Raw genomic sequence first — 16,552 nt, 5'->3', positions numbered from 1 at the left:
ATGGCCCTGCTGGACCGCGCCACCCCGCCGGGCGGCCCGCCCGAGCCGCCTCGTCGCTCCCCGCTGGCCTGGCTGGAGCGCACCGGTGACCACCTGCTGTTCCACCTCGCCGCCCTGCTCTGGATACCGCGCGCGCTGTACCGGTACTTCCGCGAGGTGCAGCGGCTGCTGGCCGAAGTCGCCTTCGGCAGTGGCGGGTTGGGGGTGATCGGCGGCACCGTCGGGGTGATGATCGGGATGACCGCCGCGACCGGCACCGTGGTGGGCCTGCAGGGCCACGCCGCGATGAACCAGCTCGGCACCGCCGCCTTCACCGGCTTCGTCTCCGCCTACTTCAACACCCGTGAGATCGCCCCGCTGGTGGCCGGGCTGGCGCTGTCCGCCACGGTCGGCGCGGGCTTCACCGCCCAGCTCGGCGCGATGCGGATCAACGAGGAGGTGGACGCGCTGGAGGGGATGGGCATCCGCAGCCTGCCCTACCTGGTGACCACCCGGATCATCGCCGGGGTGGTCGCGGTGCTGCCGCTGTACGGCATCGGCCTGCTCTCCTCGTACGCCGCCTCGCGGGCGGTGACCGTGGTGGTCAACGGGCAGTCACCCGGCACCTACGACCACTACTTCGACCTCTTCCTGGCCCCGGCGGACGTGCTGCTGTCCGGCTTCAAGGTGCTGGTCTTCAGCGTGATCGTGATCCTGGCGCACTGCTACTACGGCTTCCACGCCAAGGGCGGCCCGGCCGGGGTGGGCATCGCGGTCGGGCGGTCGGTGCGGAACGCCATCGTGATCATCAGCATCACCGACTTCTTCCTCTCGCTCGCCATCTGGGGAGCCACCACCACGGTGCGGGTGTCCGGATGAGCGCCCGCAGGCAGGGCCGGCTGGTGGCCGGGGTGGTCTTCCTGGTGGTGCCCGCGCTGCTCGCCGGGCTCTGCGTGGCGGTCTACGACCGGACCTTCGCCGACGAGACCACCGTGACCCTGGAGACCACCGCGGCCGGCAACGAACTGCATGTCAACGCCGACGTGAAGCTGCGCGGCGTGGTGGTCGGCCGGGTCCGCTCGGTCGGTGCCGACGGCGACCGGGCCAGGCTCACCCTGGCGCTGGACCCGGCCCGGCTGACCGGCATCCCGGCCGGGGTGACGGCCCAGCTGCTGCCCACCACGCTGTTCGGCGAACGCTTCGTGGCGCTGGTGCCCCCGGCCGCCGGCTCCGACGGCTCGCTGCGGGCGGGCGCGGTGATCGCCCAGGACCGCTCGCCGGAGGCCGTCGAACTCGAACAGGTCCTCGACCACCTGCTGCCGCTGCTCACCGCCGTCCAGCCGGAGAAGCTCTCCGCCACCCTGAACGCGGTCTCCACCGCGCTGCGCGGACGCGGCACCCAGCTCGGCGCCACGCTGGTCGACCTGGACTCCTACCTGGCCGGGCTGAACCCCGAACTCCCGGCCCTGACCCGGGACATCGGGCAGCTGGTGACGTTCAGTCAGACCTACGGCGACGCCGCCCCCGACCTGCTCCAGGCGCTCACCGACCTGACCACCACCACCGGCACGCTGAGCCGGCAGCAGGGCGGCCTGCGCGCGCTGTACGCGGCGGGCAGCACCAGCGCCCGGGACCTGACCGACTTCCTGCAGCGCAACCGGTCCACCCTGATCCGGCTCTCCGCCGACAGCCGGGCCACCCTGGAGCTGCTCGCCGAGTACGCCCCCGCCTTCCCCTGCACGCTGCGTCAACTGGCCGACTTCGTACCGGTGATGGACAAGGCGCTCGGCAAGGGCACCGACCGGCCCGGCCTGCACGTCACCGTCTCCACCCTGCCGTCGCGCGGCAAGTACCAGCCCGGCAAGGACGCGCCCGCGTACACCGCCACCGGCGGACCCAAGTGCTACGACACCCCCTACACCGGACGTGGCAGCACGCCGCCCGCAGCAGCCGCGGGGGAGGGCTTCCCGATGCCCGCCGCCTTCGGCCTGGGCCTGCCCAACTCACCGCAGGAGAACGCGCTGGTGAACGAACTGCTGGCCCCCGGAGGGGACCTGCCGGACTGGACCAGCGTGCTGGCCGGGCCGCTGCTGCGCGGAGCCGAGGTGAAGCTCGGATGAGACGCCGCAGTCTGGCCGCGCCGATCACCAAGTCGCTGGCCTTCATCCTGGTCACCGCGCTGGCCACCACCGCGCTGGCACTGGGCATCGCGGACACCGGCCTCGGTGACGCCACCTCCGGCTACCGGGCCCGGTTCACCGACGTGACCGGCCTGAGCGTCGGCGACAGCGTACGGATCGCCGGGGTCCGGGTCGGCGAGGTGGACAGCGTCACGGTGGTGGACCGCCGGTACGCCCAGGTGAGCTTCTCGGTCCGCCGGGGCACCCAGCTGCCCGCCTCGGTCACCGCCTCGGTCAGGTACCTCAATCTGGTCGGCCAGCGTTACCTCGAACTGGAGCGCGGCGCCGGGCCGTTGGCGGACCACCTGAACCCCGGCTCGACCATCCCGCTGGAGCGCACCCGGCCCGCGCTCGACCTGACCCAGCTGTTCAGCGGATTCCAGCCGCTGTTCCAGGGCCTCTCGCCGACCGAGGTGAACAAGCTCGCCGAGGAGATCGTCCAGGTGCTCCAGGGCCAGGGCGGCACGGTGGACGGCCTGCTGCGCAGCGTCGGTTCGCTGACCGGCACGCTGGCGGCCAAGGACGAGGTGATCGGCCGGGTGATCGACAACCTGAACACGGTGGTCGCCACCGTCAACACGCACGAGCAGGGCTTCACCGAACTGGTCGGCACCGTCCAGCAGTTGGTGGCCGGCTTCGCCCGTGACCGGCAGCCGATCGGCGAGGCCGTGCAGGCCCTGGGCGCGCTGACCACCAGCACCGCCGGACTGCTCCAGGACAGCCGCCCGCCGCTCAAGGACACCATCGGCCAACTGGGCCGGCTCTCCACCGGACTGGCCGAGCACAACACCCAGCTGGAGAGCTTCCTGCAGCGCAGCCCCGAGAAGCTGCGCACGCTGGGCCGGCTGGCCGGGTACGGCTCCTGGTTCAACCTCTACCTCTGCCAGGCCGCGGTCACCGGCGTCGGCACCAGCGACGGCAGCCCGCCGCCCACCGGCATCACCGTCACCGAACCGAGGTGCCAGGGATGAACCGGACGCTGCGCCAACCCCTGTTCAAGCCGCTGCGCGAACGCAACCAGGCCGTGGTCGGCGCGGTCGGACTGCTGCTGATCCTGCTGCTGTCCGCCGTCGCCTACCAGGCCGACCGGCTGCCGCTGCTCGGCCAGGGCACCGAGTACACCGCCGAGTTCACCGAGGCGGGCGGGCTGCGCCCGGGCAACGAGGTCCGGGTCGCCGGGGCCAAGGTCGGCAAGGTGACCGAGGTCGGCCTGGCCGGTGCCAAGGTCCGGGTGGCCTTCCGGGTCAAGGACACCTGGCTCGGTGACGCCTCCACCGCCGCGATCGGCATCCGCACCCTGCTGGGGGAGAAGTACCTCGCCCTCGACCCGCTCGGCGCGGCCGAGCAGGACCCGGACCGGACCATTCCGGCCACCCGGACCACCTCCCCGTACGACGTCACCCAGGCGCTGGACGGGCTCGGCAAGACGCTCGGCGCGATCGACGGCAGCAAGCTCGCGGAGAGCTTCCGGACCATCGCCGACACCTTCAAGGACACCCCCGACTCGGTGCGCAGCGCCGCCGACGGCCTCTCCGCGCTCTCCCGCACGGTGGCCGACCGGGACGCCCAGCTGGCCCGGCTGCTCAGCGGCAGCGCCCGGCTGAGCAAGACGGTGAGCGACCAGAACAGCCGGTTCGCCGCCCTGCTCGACGACGGCGACCAGCTGCTCGCCGAGATCCAGCGCCGCCGCACGGCCGTCCACCAACTGCTCACCGGCACCGGCGAACTGGGCAGCCAGCTGACCGGGCTGGTCCGGGACCAGGAGCGGCAGCTGGCCCCGACGCTGGCCGCCCTGGACCGGGTCACCGGCGTGCTGCGGGACAACCAGCAGAGCCTGGACCAGACCCTCGCCCTGCTCGGCCCGTACTACCGGCTGATGGGCAACACGCTCGGCAACGGCCGCTGGTTCGACACCTATCTGTGCGGGGTGGTGCCCCGGTCCTACCTGCCCGACGGGACGTCACCCGCCACCGGCTGCCTGCCGACCCGGCCGGAAGGAGGCCGGGGATGAAGCGACCCGGCACCAGGAGCTCCGTCCTGATCGGCACCGGTGCGGCCGTGGCCGCACTGCTGGCCGTCCTGATCGCCGTCCCCGGCCCGGAGGGAAGCCGGGTGACGGTCTACTTCGACCACGCCGTGGGGGTGTACGCGGGTTCCGACCTGCGGGTGCTCGGCGTCAAGGTCGGCACCGTGGACGCCGTCCGCCCCGAGGGCGAACGGGTCCGGGTGCAGCTCACCCTCGACCACGGGGTGAAGGTCCCGGCCGACGCCTCCGCCGTGGTGGTCGCCCCGAGCGTGGTCGCCGACCGGTACGTGCAGCTCACCCCGGCCTGGACCGGCGGCCCGGTGCTGGCCGACCGGGCGGTGATCCCGGTCGACCGGACGGCCGAGCCGGTCGAGATCGACCAGCTCTACCAGAGCCTGACCGACCTCAGCACCGCGCTCGGTCCGGACGGCGCCAACTCCGACGGGGCGCTGTCCCGGCTGCTGGAGGTCGGGGCCCGGAACCTGGACGGCAACGGCAAGGCGATCGGCGACAGCATCGAACAGCTCGGCCGGGCCGCCAAGACGCTCTCCGGCCGCAGCGAGGACCTGTTCGGCACCCTGACCCAACTGCAGTCCTTCACCAGCATGTTGCAGGAGAACGACCGTCAGGTCCGGTCCGCCACCGACCGGCTGGCCGAGGTCAACACCTTCCTGGCCCAGGACAAGGAGGAGCTCGGGCTGGCCCTGCAGAACCTCGCGGTCGCGCTCGGCGAGGTGAAGACCTTCGTTGAGCAGAACCGGAGCCGACTGGCCCACAGCATCGACCAGTTGGTCCCGATCACGCAGAGCCTGGTGGACCAGCGGGCCTCGCTGGCCGAGCTGCTCGACACCGCACCGCTGGCGGCCGGCAACCTGCTGCGCGCCTACGACCCGGCGGCCGGCACGCTGGCCGGCCGGGCCAACCTGACCGAGATCGCCGCCCTGCCGCTACCACTGCCCGGAGTGGGCCGATGAGACGTCAACTCCTGCTGTTCCCGCTGGTGTTCCTGACCGGCTGCGCCGGCTTCGGCGGCGTCCAGGACCTGCCGCTGCCGGGCGGCGCCGACCTCGGCGACCACCCGTACCAGGTCTCGGTCCGGTTCGCCGACGTGCTCAGCCTGGTCCCGCAGTCGGCGGTCAAGGTGAACGGCGTCGCGGTCGGCCGGGTGACCGGGATCGAGCTCTCGCCGGACGACTGGACCGCCGTGGTCACCCTCCGGCTGAACGGCAAGGTCCGGCTGCCCGCGAACAGTTACGCCGAACTCGCGCAGTCCGGCCTGCTCGGCGAGAAGTACGTCCGGCTGACCGCGCCGCCCGCCACCGAGACGGCCTCGGGCAGCCTGGCCGACGGCGCGGTGATCCCCGACAGCAGGACGGGGCGCTCCACCGAGGTGGAGGAGGTGTTCGGCGCGCTGTCGATGCTGCTGAACGGCGGCGGGATCGACCAGCTGCGCAGCATCAACACCGAGCTCGGCAACGCGCTGAGCGGCAACGAGAGCCAGGTCCGCTCGGTGCTGGACCGGCTGAACACCTTCACCGGCGAACTCGACGCCCACCGGGCCGAGTTGACTGCCGCACTGGACGGCGTCGACCGGCTGTCCAGCACCCTGGCCACCCGGGACCAGCAGATCGGCACCGTGCTCACCGGGCTCAGCCCTGGCCTGGCCGTGCTGGAGGAGCAGCGCAGCGACCTGGTCACCCTGCTGCGCTCGCTGGACACCCTCTCGGGGGTCGCGGTGGACACCGTCAACCGCAGCCGGGACGACATGGTGGCCGACCTCAAGGCGATCGCCCCCACCCTGCAACGGCTGGCCGACGCGGGCAAGGCGCTGCCGGACTCGCTCCAGGTGCTGCTCACCTACCCGTTCACCGACGAGGTGCTGCGCGGCGTCAAGGGCGACTACCTGAACGTCTACCTGGACCTGGCCGCCGCCCCGGGCACCCGGATCATCCCCGAGCTCGACCCGAACGACACCGCCGACCCGCCGCCCAAGCCGGACCCGGTCCCGGCACCGGAATCCCTCGCCCGGCAGCTGCCGTTACCGCTGCCCTCCGTCACCGGACCGTCCGGAAAGGCGCGCTGATGCTCACCCTCGCGGTCCGGTTGAAGAACCTCGGCTTCCTGCTGATCGCCGTCCTGGTGCTCGGCTACATCGCGATCCGGCACGCCGACCTCGGCCGGTACGTCGGGCTGCGCGGCTACTACCAGGTGGACGTCCAACTGGAGCGTACCGGCGGCCTGTTCGAGCACGCCGACGTCACCTACCGGGGCGTCTCGGTCGGCCGGGTCGGCCCGATCCGGCTCACCCCGGACGGGGTGACGGCCGAACTGCGGATCTCCCGGGACGCGCCGCCGATCCCGGACCGGCTGAAGGCGGTGGTGGCCAACCTGTCCGCCGTCGGCGAGCAGTACATCGACCTGCGCCCCAGCACCGACCAGGCGCCGTACCTGCGGGACGGCGCCGAGATCGCCCGCGCCGACACCGCCGTCCCGGCGCCGGTCACCGACATGCTCGGCCGGGTGGACGCGCTGGTCGCGTCGGTGCCGCTGAACTCGCTGCGCACCGTGGTGGACGAGTTCGGCACCGCCTTCAACGGCCAGGCGGACAACCTGCAGGCGCTGCTGGACGGCAGCCGGGGCTTCCTGACCGCCGCGAGCGGCGCGCTGCCCGCCACCAACCGGCTGATCGTGGACGGCGAGGCGGTGCTGCGGACCCAGAACGAGGAGGCCACGGCGATCCGGGCGTTCGCCACCGGCGCCGCCGAACTCTCGGCCCAACTCTCCCGCTCCGACGGCGATCTGCGGAAGCTGATCGCCTCCGGGCCGGGCGCGGCCGGTCAGGTCAGCGCCCTGCTGAAGGAGGTCGACCCCGGTCTGAGCGTGCTGCTGGCCAACCTGCTGACCACCGCCGAGCTCGGCGTCACCCGGCAGCACGGCATCGAGGAACTGCTGGTCCGGCTCCCGGCGGCGGCCGCCGCCGGGGCGACCGCGGTGACCGCCGACGGCGCCCGGCTGGGCATGGCCGTGACCTTCTTCTCGCCGCTGCCGTGCACCGACGGCTACCAGGGCACCGTCTACCGCAACGGCCTGGACACCTCGCCCGGGACCTTCAACGCCGACGCGCGCTGCAACGCACCGGCGGGCAGCGGGACTTCGGTCCGTGGCTCGGGCAACGCGCCGAAGGGCGGGGTGCCGACCCCGGTGGCGCCCGCGACGCCCGGGGCCCGGCCGTGACCGCGCCCGGCTGGAACGCCCGGACCAGGAGGGGGCTGGCCTGGGCAGTGGCGCTGGTCGTGCTGGCGCTCGGCGGGCTGAGCCACTGGCAGGCGCGCAGCGACACGGCCGACGACCGGGCCCGGGCCGGTGCGCTGGCGGCCGGGCGGACCGCGGTGACGGTGCTGACCAGCGCGGACGCCGCCGACCCGGCGGCCACCCGGGCCCGCTGGCTCTCCGTCACCCACGCACCGCTGCACGACCGGCTCGGCGCCGCCCCGGCGCCGGACCAGACCGTACGCGCCAGCCTGGCCGGAGCGGCGCTGACCGCGCTCGACCCGGCGGCGGGCACGGCCCGGCTGATCGCCGTGGTCCGGCTCGAACGGGTCTCCGCCACCGGCGGGTCGAGCACCGACCGGCGCCGGGTGACGGTGTCGCTGACCCGGACCGGGGACGGCTGGAAGGCCGCCGACCTGGCGACCGTACCGGTGGCGGCGGCGTGAGGCGCCCGCCCGGCCGCTCCGTCGCGGGCGCGCTGCGGTACCTGCGGCGGGCCGGTCCGGTGCTGGTCCTGCTCGGTGGGCTGACGCTGTTCGGGACCGGACAGCTGATCCGGAGCGGCGCCGACACCACCGACCACGCGTTCACCGACCGGACCGCCACCGGCCGGGTGGCCGAGGAGGTCGGATCGGCGCTCGGGCGGGCCTTCTCCTACGCGGCCACCGACAGCGAGAGCACCAGGACGGCGGCCCGGGCGGTCTTCGACGGCACGGCGGGGGAGCAGTACCTGGCGCTCACCGAGCGGCTCGGCGGCTGGGTCGGCGAGCAGCAACTCGTCCTGACCAGCCGGGTGGTGAGCGCCGGGGTGGTCCGGCTCGGCGCCGACCGGGCCGAACTGCTGGTGCTGCTCGACCAGAGCGCCCGGCGCGCGGACGGACCGCCCACCGGCACCGCCGCCCAACTGCTGGTCAGCGCCCGGCTGGAGGCCGGCCACTGGCTGGTCACCGATCTCAAGTCCCTGTAACGGAGGAGTGGATGACAGTGCGTGCGATACGCGACCGGCTGCCGGTGCTCGCGGCCGGCCTGCTGCTGGCGGCGACGGCGGCGGCGGGGTGGGGCGGCTGGTCCTGGTACGCGGCCGCGCACGACGGCTCCGCCGACCTGGCCCGGGCCAGGGACCAGGCGCTGGCGGCGGGGGAGCAGGCCGTCCAGAACCTGAACACCCTGGACCACGCCGCCCTGGCGCCCGGGCTGGACCTCTGGGAGCAGTCCACCACCGGCGAGCTGCACAACCAGCTGGTCCAGGGACGGGGCGAGTTCGAGAAGCAGGTGCAGCAGGCCCGGAGCGTCACCACCGCCCACGTGCTGGACGGCGCGGTCACCGAACTGGACGAGCGGTCCGGCCAGGCCGCCGTGCTGATCGCGGTCCGGATCACCGTCCGGACCGGGCAGGAGCAGCCGGTCACCAAGGACAGCCGGATGCTCGGCCGGCTCACCAGGACGGGCGAGGGCTGGAAGCTCAGCGCCCTCGGCCAGGCCCCGATGGGTACCACCGCCTCGGTCGCGCCGACCGCCCCGACCACGCCGTCCGCCGGGCAGTGAGGAGCACCGCCGCCATGTCGACCACCACCACCCGCCACCTGATCAACCGTCAACGCCGCCTGGCCGCCGGCCGCCCGCCCGTCGCCCCGGCGCCGGACCCGGCCCCCGCGAAGCGGTCGCCGCGCCGCCGCCCGCTGCCCGCCGTGCTGCTGGCGCTGGCCGTGCTGCTCGGCGGCTTCGGGATCTGGTCGGCGATGGCCGCCGCCGACCTGCGGGCCGACGCCGGGCAGCACAACACCGCCCTCACCGACCCGGCCGGTACCAGCGAGGTGAAGGGAAAGATCACCGAGGCGGTGAACGCGCTGTTCTCCTTCACCCACGCCGACCCGGCCCGCACCGACCAGGCCGCCCAACGGCTGCTCACCGGCCGGGCGGTCGAGCAGCACGCCACCCTGCTGGCCCAGGTCCGGGCCCAGGCGGCGGCCAAGAAGCTGGTGCTCACCACCACGGTCACCGACGCGGCGGTGGCCGCCCTGGACGGCGACCGGGCCCGGCTGGTGATCTTCGCCGACCAGCGCAACACCAGCACCGCCGACGGGGCCAAGGACGCCGCCAGCTACTCCGCGGCGATGTTCGCGGTCGACGCCGTACGCACCGACGGCACCTGGCGGATCGAGAACATCGACACCTACGGCCGCTGACGGCGGACGGCCGGTCAGCGGCCCGGGGCCGGTGTCACGACTCGGTGCACAATCCGCGCCGGGGTGTATTTGAACCTGTTCAGAATGCTCTAGAGTCGAGCCCGTCGAGGCGCTGAACTGCGCCGACGGCGGACTGCCCCCGGGCGGCTTCCGCATGCCTGCCGACCGTTGAGGGGGACTCATGTCCGCTACGTCCAGCCCCGCCGCCCCGCCGCCCGGCCCGCAGTGGGACCCGTACACGTACCGCCCGGCGGCGCCGGCCCCGCAGCCGTTCCAGTGGCTGCGCGCCAGCGATCCCGACCGGAAGGCGCCCGCCACCCGCCGGGTGGTCGGCCTCGCGCTGGCCGCCGGTGTGCTGACCAGCTGGCTGCTGGCCGACGCACTGGGCGTCAATCTGCTGCTCTGCGGCCTGGTCACGGCGGTCGGGGCGGGCATCGCCGCCCGGGCGGCGGGCCGCTCGGTCCGGCCCTGGACGGTGGTCTGGAGCGTGCTCGCGCTCGCGCTGCTCACGGTGCCCGCCCTGTACGAGGCCGACTGGGCGGTGGTCCTCTCCGGTGTCTGCGCGCTGGGCCTGGCGTCACTCGCCCTGCACGGCGGCAAGCGCTGGGTCGGCGTGCTGCTCGCGCTGCCCGGACTGGCCTGGCAGCTCGTGCCGTCCGTGCGCTGGGCCCGCACGGGCCTGCGCGGCCTCCGGCTGCCCGGCGGGCGGGGCAAGGCGGTGTCGGTCCTCAAGGCGGCGCTGGTGGCGGCCGCCCTGCTGGCCGTCTTCGGCGGACTGTTCGTCAGCGCCGACGCCGCGATGGCCGAGGTGCTGGAGGACCTGATCCCCCGGGTGGAGCTGGAGCCCGGCGACCTGCCGCAGCACGCCTTCCTGTTCTGCCTCGGCCTGCTGGTCTCGCTCGGCTTCGCCCACATCGCGGCCGGCCCGCGCCGTTGGGACCGGACGGTGGTCAGGCCCGGCCGCCCGCGCGGCCGACTGGAGTGGGCGGTGCCGCTGGCCGCGCTCAACCTGCTGTTCGGCGCCTTCGCCGTGATCCAGGCGATCGTGGTGCTCGGCGGCCGGGACGCCATCATGGCGAAGACCGGGATGAGCCGGTCCGAGTACGCCCGGCAGGGCTTCTGGCAGCTGATGGTGATCACCGTGCTGACCCTGGTCGTGGTCGCCGTCGCGCACCGCTGGGCCCCGCGCGCCACCGAGTCGGACCGTCGGCTCGCCAAGCTCCTGCTGGGTGCGCTGTGCACCCTCACCCTGGTCGTGGTCGCCTCGGCGCTCGGCCGGATGTGGTACTACGTCGACGCCTCCGGGCTGACCCAACTGCGGCTCTGGGTCCTGGTGGTGGAGATCTGGCTCGGCGTGGTGCTGCTGCTGGTGATCGTGGCAGGTGCCCGCCGGGCGGCCGGGTGGCTGCCGCGCGCCGTGCTGCTCAGCGCCATGGCCACCGCCGCCGTCTACGGGCTGATGAGCCCGGACGCGATGGTCGCCGAGCAGAACGTGGCCCGCTACCGGAGCACCGACCGGATCGACCTGCGCAACATCGTCGGGCTCTCGCTGGACGCCGTCCCGGCCCTGGACCGGCTGCCGGCCGACCAGCGGGCCTGCGCCCTGTCCCTGGTCACCCGCGGCCTCACCGACGGCCCCCGGCCGTGGTACGCCACCAGCCTGTCCGAGTCCCGGGCCCGCGACCTGCTGGCCGCGCGCCCGGTGACCGACTCGTCGGAGGCGTGCGACCGGATCGGCTTCGACGCGCGCTGAGCGCGCGGGTCAGCCGCCGTCCGGCGCCCGGAAGCCCGCCAGGATGCGTTCGGCGGCCAGAGTGGCCGTCAGGGTGCCGTCCCGGACCTGCTGTTCGAGGTCCGGGACGATCCGGCGCACGCCGGGATGCTCGCGCAGCTGCGAGAGCAGCTGGTCGTGCACCATCGCCCAGGTCCAGGCCACCTGCTGGTCGCGGCGCTTGGCGGTCAGCGCCCCGGTCGCCTCCAGGATCTGCCGGTGCTGGGTCAGCCGCTCCCAGAGGGTGTCCAGGCCGGCGCCGTCCCGGCCGCTGCAGGTGAGCACCGGCGTGGTCCAGGCGGCGTCCGGGGCCTGCAGCAGGCGCAGCGCACCCGCCAACTCCCGGGCGGCGGCCCGGGCGTCGAGCTCGTGCGGGCCGTCGGCCTTGTTCACCGCCACCAGGTCGGCGAGTTCCAGGACGCCCTTCTTGATGCCCTGGAGCTGGTCGCCGGTGCGGGCCAGGGTGAGCAGCAGGAAGGAGTCGACCATGTTGGCCACGGTGGTCTCCGACTGGCCGACACCCACGGTCTCGACCAGGACCACGTCGTAGCCGGCCGCCTCCATCACCACCATGCTCTCCCGGGTGGCCCGGGCCACCCCGCCGAGCGAGCCGGAGGTCGGCGAGGGCCGGACGAACGCGGCCGGGTCGACCGCGAGCTTCTCCATCCGGGTCTTGTCGCCCAGGATGGAGCCGCCCGTCCGGCTGGAGGACGGGTCGACGGCGAGCACCGCGACCCGGTGACCGAGCCCGGTGAGCATGGTGCCGAGACCCTCGATGAAGGTCGACTTGCCGACACCGGGCACACCGGTGATGCCGACCCGGACGGCCTTGCCCGAGTGCGGCAGCAGCGCGACCAGCAACTGCTGGGCCAGCGCCCGGTGGTCGGGCCGGGTGGACTCCACCAGGGTGATGGCCCGCGCGATGTACGCGCGCGAGCCGTCCAGCACGCCCTGGATGTACTGCTCGAGGTCGATCGTCCGGGCCATCGGGTCAGCGGCTCACAGCTCGTGGCCGAGCGACGCCGCCAGCGTCCTCAGCAGGTCGTGGGCCGCGTCGGGGATCACCGTGCCGGGCGGGAACACGGCGGTGGCACCGGCCTCGTACAGGGCGTCGAAGTCGCCCGGCGGGATGACGCCGCCGACCACGATGGTGATGTCCTCCCGCCCGGCCTCGGCGAGTTCGGCGCGGAGCGCGGGCACCAGGGTGAGGTGCCCGGCGGCCAGCGAGGAGACGCCGACGATGTGCACGTCGGCCTCCACGGCCTGCCGGGCGACCTCGGCCGGGGTCTGGAACAGCGCGCCGACGTCCACCACGAAGCCGAGATCGGCGAAGGCGGTGGCGATCACCTTCTGCCCCCGGTCGTGCCCGTCCTGGCCCATCTTGGCGACCAGGATGCGCGGACGGCGGCCCTCGGCCTCCTCGAACTTCTCCACCAGGTCACGGGTGCGCTGCACGGCCGTGGACGGTCCTGCCTCGTCGCGGTACACACCGGAGATGGTACGGATCTGGCCGGAGTGGCGCCCGTAGACCTTCTCCAACGCGTCGGAGATCTCGCCGACCGTCGCCATCGCCCGGGCCGCGTTCACGGCCAGCGCCAGCAGGTTGCCCTCCAGGCCGCCGTCGCGCCGGGCCCCGGCCTCGGCGGAGGCAGTCAGCGCGCTCAGGGCGTCCTGGCAGGCGGCCTCGTCGCGCTCGGCGCGCAGCCGGCGCAGCTTCTCGATCTGCTGGGTGCGGACGGAGGAGTTGTCGACCTTGAGCACGTCGATCTGCTCGTCGGTGGCGACCCGGTACTTGTTGACGCCGATCACCGGCTGGCGGCCGGAGTCGATCCGGGCCTGGGTGCGGGCGGCGGCCTCCTCGATCCGGAGCTTGGGGATGCCGGCGTCGATCGCCTTGGCCATGCCGCCGGCCGCCTCGACCTCCTGGATGTGCTGCCAGGCGCGCTCGGCCAGGTCGTGGGTGAGTTTCTCGACGTAGGCGCTGCCGCCCCAGGGGTCGATCACCCGGCAGGTGCCCGACTCCTGTTGCAGCATCAGCTGGGTGTTGCGGGCGATCCGGGCCGAGAAGTCGGTCGGCAGCGCCAGCGCCTCGTCCAGGGCGTTGGTGTGCAGCGACTGGGTGTGGCCCTGGGTGGCGGCCATCGCCTCCACGCAGGTGCGGGTGACGTTGTTGAAGACGTCCTGGGCGGTGAGCGACCAGCCGGAGGTCTGCGAATGGGTGCGCAGCGACAGCGACTTGGCGTTCTGCGGGTCGAACTGCTTGACCAGCTTGGCCCAGAGCAGCCGGGCCGCCCGGAGCTTGGCGACCTCCATGAAGAAGTTCATCCCGATCGCCCAGAAGAACGACAGCCGGGGCGCGAAGGCGTCCACGTCCATGCCCGCTTCGAGGCCGGCCCGCAGGTACTCCACGCCGTCGGCGAGGGTGTACGCCAGCTCCAGGTCGGCCGTGGCCCCGGCCTCCTGGATGTGGTAGCCGGAGATCGAGATGGAGTTGTAGCGCGGCATCTTCTGCGAGGTGTACGCGAAGATGTCGGAGATGATCCGCATCGAGGGCTGCGGCGGGTAGATGTAGGTGTTGCGGACCATGAACTCCTTGAGGATGTCGTTCTGGATGGTCCCCGCCAGCTTCTCCGGCGGCACCCCCTGCTCCTCGGCCGCCACGATGTAGAGCGCCAGGATCGGCAGCACGGCGCCGTTCATGGTCATCGACACCGACATCTTGTCCAGCGGGATGCCGTCGAAGAGCTGGCGCATGTCGTAGATGGAGTCGATGGCCACGCCCGCCATGCCGACGTCGCCGGTGACCCGGGGGTGGTCGCTGTCGTAGCCGCGGTGGGTCGGCAGGTCGAAGGCGACCGAGAGGCCCTTCTGACCGGCCGCCAGGTTCCGCCGGTAGAACGCGTTGGACTCCTCCGCGGTGGAGAAGCCGGCGTACTGACGGACCGTCCAGGGCTGGTTGACGTACATGGTCGGGTAGGGCCCGCGCAGGTACGGGGCGATGCCCGGGTAGGTGCCGAGGAAGTCCAGACCGGCCAGGTCCGCGCCGGTGTACAGCGGCTTGACGCCGATGCCCTCGGGGGTGTCCCAGACCAGGTCCTCGACCTCCTTGCCGGTGGCCTGCTGCCAGGCCCCCCGCCACTGTCCTTCGGTGGCCGGGGCGCCGTCGGCGCCGTCCAGGCCGATCTCCGAGAAGTCCGGGATCATCGCGCCACTCCGATCTGGTCGAGCACCGAGGAGAGGACCGCGACCACGTCGCTGCCCACGAAGACGAACTCGTCCACCCCGGCCACCTGGTACGCCTCGCGACGGTCGCCCGGCCGGCCGGCCAGCAGCACCTGTCGGGCGCCTGCCGCCTTCAGTGCGGCGGCGAGCTCCTCGGCGTGCTCCTGGTACAGCTGGTCACTGGAGCACAGGCAGGCCACGGTGGCCCCGTCGGCCGCGAACTCCGCTGCCAGGGCGGCCACTTCGGAGGACGCGGCGAGCCGGGTCTGCAGGCCGCCGGCCTGGAACAGGTTGGCGGCGAAGCCGGACCTGGCCGTGTGCACGGCCGCCGGGCCGATGGCCGCCAGGAAGACCCGGGGCCGCGCCCCCGCCTCGGCGAGCTGCGCGTCGGAGCGGGTCCGGAGCGCCTCGAAGGCCGCGGCGCGCCGCACCCGGGGCAGGCCGCCGCCGAGCGGGGCCGGGGCCGGCTCGCGGACCACCGGCTGCTCCTGGAGATTGGGGAACTCGCTGACGCCGGTGATGGGTTCGCGGCGCCGGGCCAGGTCGGTGGAGCGCTTCGCCCAGGTCGCGGCGATCCGGTCGCGGACCAGCCCGGAGCGCAGGGCGGCGGCCTGGCCGCCGGCCCGCTCGATCTCCTGGAACCAGGCCCAGGCGGCCCGGGCCAGCTCGTCGGTGAGCTGCTCGACGTACCAGGAGCCGCCGGCCGGGTCGATGACCCGGGCCAGGTGCGACTCCTCCAGCAGGATCGCCTGGGTGTTCCGGGCGACCCGGCGGGCGAAGGCGTCCGGGAGGCCGAGCGCGGTGTCGAACGGGAGCACCGTCACCGCGTCCGCGCCGCCGACCCCGGCGGCCAGGCAGGCGACCGTGGTGCGGAGCATGTTCACCCAGGGGTCGCGCTCGGTCATCATCACGCTTGAGGTGACCGCGTGCTGCCGCTGCGCCGCCGAGGGGCCGGCTGCCGCACCCGCGACCTGGGCCACCCGGGCCCACAGCCTGCGGGCGGCGCGGAACTTGGCGATGGTGAGGAACTGGTCGGCGTCCGCCGCGTAGCGGAACTCCAGCTGGGCGCAGGCCGCGTCGACCGACAGCCCGGCCCCGGTCAGCGCCCGCAGGTAGGCGACCCCGGTGGCGAGCGAGGCGCCGAGCTCCTCGGCGGGGGAGGCGCCGGCGTCGTGGAACGCGAGCGCGTCCACGGTCAGCGCCCGCAGGCCGGGGTGGTCGCGGTCGCAGCGGACGGCGAGGGCGACGGCCTCGGCGAGCTGCCCGTCGAGGCCGTCGCCCTGGCCGGTACGGGCCAGCAGGCCCAGCGGGTCCGCGCCCAGGTTGCCCTGCGCGGCGTCGGCCGGCACCCCGCGCTCCGCCAGGACGGCGAGCAACTGCTCGGCGGCGGCGGCGAATTCGGGCCCGGCGTCGAGGACGACGGGTGCCAGGTCGAGGTAGACGCCGTTGAGCACGTCCGGCAGCGCGGTGACCGGCAGGCCGGAGCCGCCGACCGTCAGCCAGAGCGAGCCGACGCCGTTCTCCAGGTCCGCCAGTACCGCCTCGTTGCACCGCTGCGGATCGGGGTGGGCGTGCCGCTGGCGGACCTCCCAGCCGGAGACCACGGACCCCTCCGCCCGGCCGCCCCGCAGGTACGGCGGGAAGCCGGGATAGCCGGCCTCGGCCGGGGCGTCCTCGGCGGTGTACAGCGGGCGGGCGCGCAGCCCGTCCTGGAGTTCGGTGGTGAGCGCGTCCTCGGCGCGGGTGCCGTGGACGTCCTGCGCACCTGACTTGCGCAGGACACCTTCGACAAGGAGCTGCCATTGCTCACGGGTTGCGTCCGAGAACTCGGCGGCCAGGGGGAGCCCTTCGGGCGAGACCGTCATGACGGAAGGTTAATGCTCGTTAGCTGAGTCGCAGCAGGTCCTGGCGATGTGAC

At 73.7% G+C, this 16,552-nt stretch carries 15 protein-coding genes; 12 read left to right on the top strand and 3 right to left on the bottom strand.

Annotated elements, in window-relative coordinates:
* From OHV05_RS04910 to OHV05_RS04855, 12 genes are all read left to right on the top strand, one after another.
* Complete coding sequence (locus OHV05_RS04910) at nt 1–858, top strand: MlaE family ABC transporter permease (RefSeq protein ID WP_403045029.1); 858 nt, start codon at nt 1–3, stop codon at nt 856–858.
* Nucleotides 855–2,099 (top strand): MCE family protein, encoded by a 1,245-nt coding sequence (locus tag OHV05_RS04905; RefSeq protein WP_405016518.1) that lies wholly within the window; start codon nt 855–857, stop codon nt 2,097–2,099. The genes OHV05_RS04910 and OHV05_RS04905 overlap by 4 nt, the downstream gene beginning before the upstream one ends.
* A complete protein-coding gene (locus OHV05_RS04900) occupies nt 2,096–3,130 on the top strand; it encodes an MCE family protein (protein WP_405016517.1) in 1,035 nt (344 codons plus the stop codon). The genes OHV05_RS04905 and OHV05_RS04900 overlap by 4 nt, the downstream gene beginning before the upstream one ends.
* Nucleotides 3,127–4,170, top strand: a complete 1,044-nt coding sequence (locus OHV05_RS04895; RefSeq protein WP_405016516.1) for an MCE family protein — start codon at nt 3,127–3,129, stop codon at nt 4,168–4,170. The genes OHV05_RS04900 and OHV05_RS04895 overlap by 4 nt, the downstream gene beginning before the upstream one ends.
* Complete coding sequence (locus OHV05_RS04890) at nt 4,167–5,159, top strand: MCE family protein (protein ID WP_405016515.1); 993 nt, start codon at nt 4,167–4,169, stop codon at nt 5,157–5,159. Before OHV05_RS04895 ends, OHV05_RS04890 begins: the two co-directional genes overlap by 4 nt.
* The gene (locus tag OHV05_RS04885) at nt 5,156–6,268 is read left to right on the top strand and encodes an MCE family protein (protein ID WP_405016514.1); all 1,113 of its coding nucleotides are present in this window, start codon (nt 5,156–5,158) and stop codon (nt 6,266–6,268) included. The genes OHV05_RS04890 and OHV05_RS04885 overlap by 4 nt, the downstream gene beginning before the upstream one ends.
* Nucleotides 6,268–7,419, top strand: coding sequence for an MlaD family protein (locus OHV05_RS04880; RefSeq protein ID WP_405016513.1), 1,152 nt, complete (start codon nt 6,268–6,270; stop codon nt 7,417–7,419). Before OHV05_RS04885 ends, OHV05_RS04880 begins: the two co-directional genes overlap by 1 nt.
* Nucleotides 7,416–7,901, top strand: a complete 486-nt coding sequence (locus tag OHV05_RS04875) for a hypothetical protein (RefSeq protein ID WP_405016512.1) — start codon at nt 7,416–7,418, stop codon at nt 7,899–7,901. Before OHV05_RS04880 ends, OHV05_RS04875 begins: the two co-directional genes overlap by 4 nt.
* A complete protein-coding gene (locus tag OHV05_RS04870; protein ID WP_405016511.1) occupies nt 7,898–8,422 on the top strand; it encodes a hypothetical protein in 525 nt (174 codons plus the stop codon). The genes OHV05_RS04875 and OHV05_RS04870 overlap by 4 nt, the downstream gene beginning before the upstream one ends.
* Nucleotides 8,423–8,433: 11 nt before the next feature.
* On the top strand, nt 8,434–9,000 hold the full coding sequence (locus OHV05_RS04865) for a nuclear transport factor 2 family protein (RefSeq protein WP_405016510.1): 567 nt from the start codon (nt 8,434–8,436) through the stop codon (nt 8,998–9,000).
* A 14-nt stretch (nt 9,001–9,014) separates the two neighbouring features.
* Nucleotides 9,015–9,641 carry a hypothetical protein gene (locus tag OHV05_RS04860; RefSeq protein ID WP_405016509.1) on the top strand — a complete coding sequence of 209 codons (627 nt, stop codon included), beginning with the start codon at nt 9,015–9,017 and terminating at the stop codon, nt 9,639–9,641.
* A gap of 181 nt (nt 9,642–9,822) precedes the next feature.
* Complete coding sequence (locus tag OHV05_RS04855; protein ID WP_405016508.1) at nt 9,823–11,394, top strand: DUF4153 domain-containing protein; 1,572 nt, start codon at nt 9,823–9,825, stop codon at nt 11,392–11,394.
* A 9-nt stretch (nt 11,395–11,403) separates the two neighbouring features.
* Here the strand turns inward: OHV05_RS04855 and meaB are convergent, their stop codons facing one another.
* From meaB to OHV05_RS04840, 3 genes are read right to left on the bottom strand one after another with little or no spacing between them, the layout of a single operon-like run.
* A complete protein-coding gene (gene meaB / locus OHV05_RS04850; RefSeq protein ID WP_405016507.1) occupies nt 11,404–12,399 on the bottom strand; it encodes a methylmalonyl Co-A mutase-associated GTPase MeaB in 996 nt (331 codons plus the stop codon).
* A 12-nt stretch (nt 12,400–12,411) separates the two neighbouring features.
* Nucleotides 12,412–14,616: a methylmalonyl-CoA mutase gene (gene scpA, locus OHV05_RS04845; RefSeq protein ID WP_405016506.1), complete on the bottom strand. Its 2,205-nt coding sequence runs from the start codon at nt 14,614–14,616 to the stop codon at nt 12,412–12,414.
* Complete coding sequence (locus OHV05_RS04840) at nt 14,613–16,499, bottom strand: methylmalonyl-CoA mutase family protein (RefSeq protein WP_405016505.1); 1,887 nt, start codon at nt 16,497–16,499, stop codon at nt 14,613–14,615. The genes scpA and OHV05_RS04840 overlap by 4 nt, the downstream gene beginning before the upstream one ends.
* Nucleotides 16,500–16,552: the final 53 nt, after the last annotated feature.

The sequence above is a fragment of the Kitasatospora sp. NBC_00070 genome (assembly GCF_045041205.1).
Classification (GTDB): Bacteria; Actinomycetota; Actinomycetes; order Streptomycetales; family Streptomycetaceae; genus Kitasatospora.
The sequence above is the reverse complement of the archived record's forward strand: the minus strand, read 5'-3'. Positions and strand labels throughout refer to the sequence as shown.